The sequence below is a fragment of the Synechococcus sp. R55.7 genome (assembly GCF_047461955.1).
Lineage (GTDB): Bacteria > Cyanobacteriota > Cyanobacteriia > Thermostichales > Thermostichaceae > Thermostichus.
The window spans coordinates 1-6,076 of record NZ_JANSIC010000156.1 but is presented as its reverse complement, the minus strand read 5'-3'; the positions used below and the strand labels follow the sequence as shown (position 1 = coordinate 6,076).

Here is a 6,076-nt window from a genome sequence, read left to right as displayed (position 1 = left end):
CTTGCTCAGCAGGGCTATCAAATTGTCCAGCCCCCAGATTTCTCTCTGGGGGTTTATGACTTCGTAAACTCCATCACTGAACAGGTAGAGATGGCTGTTCTCGGGGATCCGCACCTGATCCCTTTGAAAAGTGAGGTCGGGCAAAATGCCAATGGGCAAGTTGGCAGTCTTCAGCAGGAGCGAATCCTGACCCTGGATGAGCAGGGCAGGTGGGTGGCCGGCACTGGCAAAAGAGAGCAGACGGGATCCCGGCTGATAAACCCCATACCAAAGGGTGAAGTACATCTCATGGTGGGATCCCATTTGAAAAGAGTGGTTGAGGGCGCGCAAGACCGCGTCCGGCTGGCGGGGATCGGCATCGGCCAAGCCTTGAGTGCGCAACTGGTTCATCACCGACACCGACAACAGAGCGGATCCCACCCCATGCCCCGACACATCCAGCAGATAGATGGCCAGGTGTTCCTCATCCAGCCAATGATAGTTAAACGAATCTCCCCCCAATTCCTGGGAGGGTAAAAAGCGCCACTCGAGGGTCACTTTGCAGTCGGGAAAATAGGCCGGCTCCGGCAGGAGGGAACGCACATAGCTGGCCGCCTCTGCCAATTCTGCCCGTAACCTGGCCGTTTGCTGCTGCAGGTCATAGCTGAGCTGGTGTAAGCGTAATCCGGCTCGCACACGTGCCCGCAACTCATTGGGGTCGATGGGTTTGCTTAGAAATTCATCTGCTCCGGCATCCAGGCCCTGGATGCGGTCTTCCACCTCAGTGCGGGCGGTGAGCAAAATAAAAAACGTCGTGGAAAACTTGGGATCGGCTTTGATGCGTCGGCAAACCTCTAGTCCATCCATGTCCGGCATCATCCAGTCACAGATGATCAGCCCCGGCACCAGCAGGTGGGCTTGCTCCAGCCCCTCGGAACCGTTGCTGGCCATCTCCACGGTGTAGCCCTGTCGTTCCAGGGATCGCTTCAACACCAGCCGAATCGTCGGATCGTCGTCAACAATCAAAATGGTCGTCATGACCGCTGCACCCCAATCCCAAAGTCAAAACGCATTCAAACCCAACTCCAGCCCAATACCCCATACTGGTAGGCAGACCTTTTATCGTAGCTTAGGCGTTGCGTCAGGAAAACCAGCTCGGCAAGCAGTCCACGACAAAGGGGTGAAGCCTCAGCAGCCTCATCCATCAGAGCTGAAGGTACGTATCGATTTGTGGATCCTCAAAACCGTGGTTGCACGCTACCCAAAAGCTAACCGTTTCCAGATACTGGTGGCGGGAGACAATTCGAGGCAGATTCTGGGCAGATTCTTCTTGAGAGACTTTCATTGGATACAGAGATACAGAATCACACTCATCCATCCTTCGCCGACTTAGAGTGAACGTTAAGATTCAATAGCCTTTACCGCATGAGCACATCTCCCCCATCCTTATCCCCTTCCGCCGTTCAGGATTCGCGGGCGAGCTTGCCTCCGGGACCTAGCGAAGCTCACAGGGGAGAAATTCGGCTGGAGGACTTGGACGAGAAGCAATTGTTGGCCTCCCTATCGTCGGTGGTGTTAAACCCGGCAGCTTGGAGTTGCTTCAGCGTCAGTGAAACCAGCCGCCTGCTACGCCCCCTGCAAATCTGCCCTGACTTGACGGGAACTCTTGTTCTCTCCCCAGGGGCCACTGCCGAAGTGGTCTATAAGTTCCTGCTGAGCGATGGTCGGATCGGAACCATGAAGGGGCTGATCTCCATCGAAGACTTCCGCAGCGAGCGGCTGCGCTCCGTTTACGATCAGCTTCACATCGAAAAGATTATACCGGTCTTCACCGAGTCGGTTGTGGTGCAGATTATCGATCATTTGAAACCGATTTTTGCCCGCGACTTGGATGAGCTGCTTTGGCAAGAAAGCTTTTACTTTACCCCTCAAGATCTGCGCCAGCAGGAGTTCTTGTTGCGCGGCCTACGGCCCGAGGCGATCCCACGCAGCTTTCGGCCTCACCTGCAAAGGGTCTACACCCAGATTATGAAGGTGTGTCGCAGCTTGCCCAACATCGCTTTCCAACTGTGTCTGCGGGCCTACCTGGAGTACAACGAGGTCAAGAACAGGCATCTGCTGGCGCTTCTACTCAGCAAGTATTTTTACACGCTCTACCGCATCGGCGGGCTGGACGGTTGGGAAAGTGGGGATCCGGTGGAGCTGGGATCCCTGCGCTCTGCCAGTGGGCGAGTTCGTCTCCAGGCTCTTGCTCGCCTTCTAACCCTGGACAACGACAGCGACGCTCCCCTGGTGGGCATTGGGGGCAGCGGGCTGGGGGGCAGCTATTTCAGCGGGGAACGGGAGCCTGCCGGCGTTGAGATGGTGAGCTCAGAAGAGATTGAAAAGCTGCGGCAAGATGTGGAGGTGGCCCGCGGCCAGATCGCCGAGGCCCAGCAATTGGTGGCCCAATATCAGGAGGAGAAAAAACAGGAACTGCTCAACCGCCTTCAGGATCCGGGAAAGTTTCTTCTCTTCAGCATTCATCAGTTTTTTGACACCCTCTTCGGATCCCTGCCCGGAGAGGTGAAAAGCGAGTACGGGGCAGTTTGGGTGCCGCGCACCTCCTACTTGGATGAGAAGGAGCGAGACAAGCTGACAGAGCATTTGCGCCACATCACCAGCGAAGCTTATTTGGTCAGCGTTCCCTTTGCCGAGGCCACCCTCATCGGCTATTGGCGAGTTTTGGCCGATTCCTTCTACAACCAATGGGTTTTGAATCAGTACAAGCAGTTGCAAAGCTATGGAGTGGATCTGGAGCAACAGGGCATCCAGATTCTGGAACGAGAACGATTCCTGGATGAGGTTCAGTTGCGCTTTGCCGCCCGCCACCGAGAAATCGTCACCCAAAATGTGGAGAAGATCACCCAAATTGTGGTGGATAGCCTGGCCAAGCGGGTGGCCCTCAACACCGGCCAGCAAAGTTTTCAGGCTATGCGGGCCAAGTTGACCACCGTTTTGGATATGGACATTTCCCGCAAAGACGTGGGGGAAGTCAAGCGGCTGATCGACTACTTTACGGATGTGTTTTTGGGCAAGCGGGAGGAGCTGCGCTCCCCCTATCCGGTGGGCACGATTTTGCAAGTCAAGGCGGCCATTGAGGCTCGCCCCCCCGATAGCCGCACCCGCATTGGTCTGGAAATTTTGGGTCAGCTCTACCGCGAGTACGTTCCTCTGCTGGGATCCGCACCGAAATAGGAACGGGGGCATAGCGGGGGATCCCGTAGGCCGACAGGTTTTGGGCACAATGGGGACTGGCGCGCTGTCTAGGGTTGGAGACGGAGATTCCCCATGCGCTACCGCCAGCTTGGCCACAGCCCTTTGCAAGTTTCCGAGATCTGCCTGGGCACCATGACCTTTGGGCAGCAGAATACTTTGTCTGAGGCTTTCGAACAGCTCGACTACGCGGTGGAGCACGGGATCAACTTCATCGATACCGCCGAGATGTATCCGGTGCCGGCGCGGGCGGAAACCCAGGGATCCACCGAGCGCTACATCGGCGAGTGGCTACAACACCAACCGCGGCATCGCCTGATCCTGGCCACCAAGATCACTGGCCCCGGTCGGCCCTGGCATTGGATTCGCAACGGATCCCTGTCCATCACCCGCGACAACCTCAAGCAGGCGGTGGCCGATAGCCTCAAACGCCTGAAGACCGACTACATCGACCTCTACCAGATCCACTGGCCGGATCGCTACGTGCCCCTGTTTGGGGGCGTTGCCTACGATCCCAGCCAGGAGCGGCCCACCGTTCCCATTGCCGAGCAGTTGCAGGCTCTGGCGGAATTGGTGCAAGAGGGTCTCATTCGCTACATCGGCCTGAGCAACGAAACCCCTTGGGGGGTGAGCAAGTTCTGCCAGGTGGCCGAGCAACTGGGGTTGCCCAAGGTGGTCTCGATTCAGAATGCCTACAGCCTCATCAACCGCACGTTTGAAATGGGCCTGGCGGAAGTCTGCCGCCACGAGCAGGTGGGCTTGCTGGCCTACAGCCCGCTCGGATTTGGGCTGCTGACGGGCAAATATCTGGGGGGGGTGAAGCCGCCGGGATCCCGTTTGGCCTTGTTTGAAGGCTTTGGCCAGCGGTACCGCAAGCCGAATGTGGAAGAAGCGGTGGCCGCCTATGTGCAAATTGCCCGCCGGCACGGTCTGACACCGGCCCAGTTGGCTTTGGCCTTTGTGCGCAGCCGCTGGTTTGTCACCAGCACCATCATTGGGGCCACCAGCCTGACCCAACTCAAAGAGAACCTCAGTTGCCTGGATGTGGAACTGTCCCCGCAGCTCCTGGCGGAGATCGAGGCGGTGCACCAGCGCTACCCCAATCCTGCCCCTTAAAAGGTTGGCGAAACCGGTGGCCAAATAGAACTTTTCGGAAGGTTTCCTCGTCTGGATGTGCGGTTTGGATATCCTCTCCTACACTTCTGTCCGGCCAACTTCCAGGGCCCCTCCCAACCGAGAGTGGGGATCCAAGACTGTAAATCCCGTACCCAGAACCTGAGGTGTGAACGATGCGTGAGCTTTCCCTTTGGCAGGGCTGGAAAACCGCCGCTCTGGTGATCAGTTGCAGCAGCTTGGCCTGGCTTGGGGATCCCGCTTGGGCCCAACTTTCTGATATCAGCACCTATTGGGGTGCCCAGTACATTGCTGGGTTGAATGAACGGCAGATCATCGGCGGCTTCCCGGATGGCACCTTTCGCCCCAACGAGTCCATCACCCGTGCCCAATTTGCCGTCATTGTCACCAAAGCTTTTGGCCTAGATACCAACGTTCCTGTGCGCTCCTTTGCCGATCCCATTCCCAGTTGGGCGGCTCCCTCCATCGGCGCGGCGGCAGCGGCAGGGTTTGTTTCCGGCTTTCCGGACGGCACCTTTCGCCCCAACGATGTGCTCACCCGTGCACAAGCCATCACTGTCCTGACCCGTGCCGCCACCAACGGCAGGCTCATCGAAGATGCCGGCCAAATTGACGCGATCCTATCCGCGTTCGGCGATGCCAATTTGGTTCCCAACTTTGCCCGCGCCCCCATCGCGACAGCAGTTCAGGAAGGGCTGTTGGTGCTCTACCCCAACCCCACCCAATTGAATGCCCAGGCGGTGGCCACGCGGGGGGAAGTGGCTGCTCTTACCTACCAAGCGCTGGCCAAGGTGGGTCGAGTACCCAATTTGGATCCGCCGGTGGGGGCTGCCATCCCCGGCCCTGGGATCCGTACCGAGCTCCTTGCCCAGGTCACTCCTACGCCCGAACCCCTGGCCACGCCGGACATTCCCATTGAGCCTCTGGTGGAAACGCTGCCCGCCGCTCCAGAGGTGAGAACCTTCTTTGCCCGCGAAGAGCTGGGATCCGTAAACCCAGGGGATACCGTTACCGTGTTTTTGCTGGGATCCCCAGGTGCGCAGGGATCGTTTTCCATCCCCGGCATTGCCTACAACCTGCCACTGCAGGAAACCCGCCCAGGGCAATACGAGGGCAGCTACACCTTCCGCAGCCAAGACCGGGCCTCAGAAGCGCCTGTTTTTGCCCGCTTGGAGCGGGATGGACTGGTAACCCTGGTGCAGCTGCCGGATAAGACCATCACCATCGGGCGGGTGACCGACACCACCTTCCCCACCATCAGCGAACTGGCCCCTCCCAACGGATCCCTAACCGACAACTCTCGCCCCTCCATCTCAGCCCGTTTCCAAGATGACCAAGGAATTGACCTCAATAGCTTTACCTTGCTGGTGAACAACGCGGATGTCACCGCCCAAGCCCAGCTCACCCGCACCGGCTTCGCCTACACCCCAGCCGAGCCGCTGCCCACCGATCGACCGACCTTGATCGCCGTCCAAATTGCCGATACCAGCGGCAACACTGCCATCCAGCAGTGGTCTTTCCAGGTGCAGGCCGCCCAGCCCACTGCCACACCGACCCCAACACCAACCCCGACACCAGCAGCGACCCCCACACCGACCCCAACGCCGACTCCAGCTCTGACCCCAACGCCAACCCCAACACCGGTAGCTACGCCTACTCCCACACCCACGCCGGAAGCTACACCCACTCCCACTCCACAGCCTGGCGG

At 58.5% G+C, this 6,076-nt stretch carries 4 protein-coding genes; 3 read left to right on the top strand and 1 reads right to left on the bottom strand.

The genetic code is table 11. The annotated features are described in order from the left end of the window. Positions 1 to 1,017: PP2C family protein-serine/threonine phosphatase (locus NW820_RS08940; protein WP_414407293.1), on the bottom strand; the 1,017-nt coding region annotated here is incomplete at its 3' end. Between the two features lie 444 nt (positions 1,018 to 1,461). On the opposite strand from NW820_RS08940, the gene NW820_RS08935 reads away from it, so the two are divergent. The 3 genes from NW820_RS08935 to NW820_RS08925 all read left to right on the top strand — a co-directional run. Beyond that, on the top strand, positions 1,462 to 3,216 hold the full coding sequence (locus tag NW820_RS08935) for a hypothetical protein (protein ID WP_414407292.1): 1,755 nt from the start codon (positions 1,462 to 1,464) through the stop codon (positions 3,214 to 3,216). Positions 3,217 to 3,309: 93 nt separating this feature from the next. After that, positions 3,310 to 4,350 (top strand): NADP(H)-dependent aldo-keto reductase, encoded by a 1,041-nt coding sequence (locus NW820_RS08930; RefSeq protein WP_414407291.1) that lies wholly within the window; start codon positions 3,310 to 3,312, stop codon positions 4,348 to 4,350. 173 nt (positions 4,351 to 4,523) lie between these two features. Next, a partial coding sequence (locus NW820_RS08925) for an S-layer homology domain-containing protein (RefSeq protein WP_414407290.1) occupies positions 4,524 to 6,076 on the top strand: 1,553 nt, incomplete at its 3' end.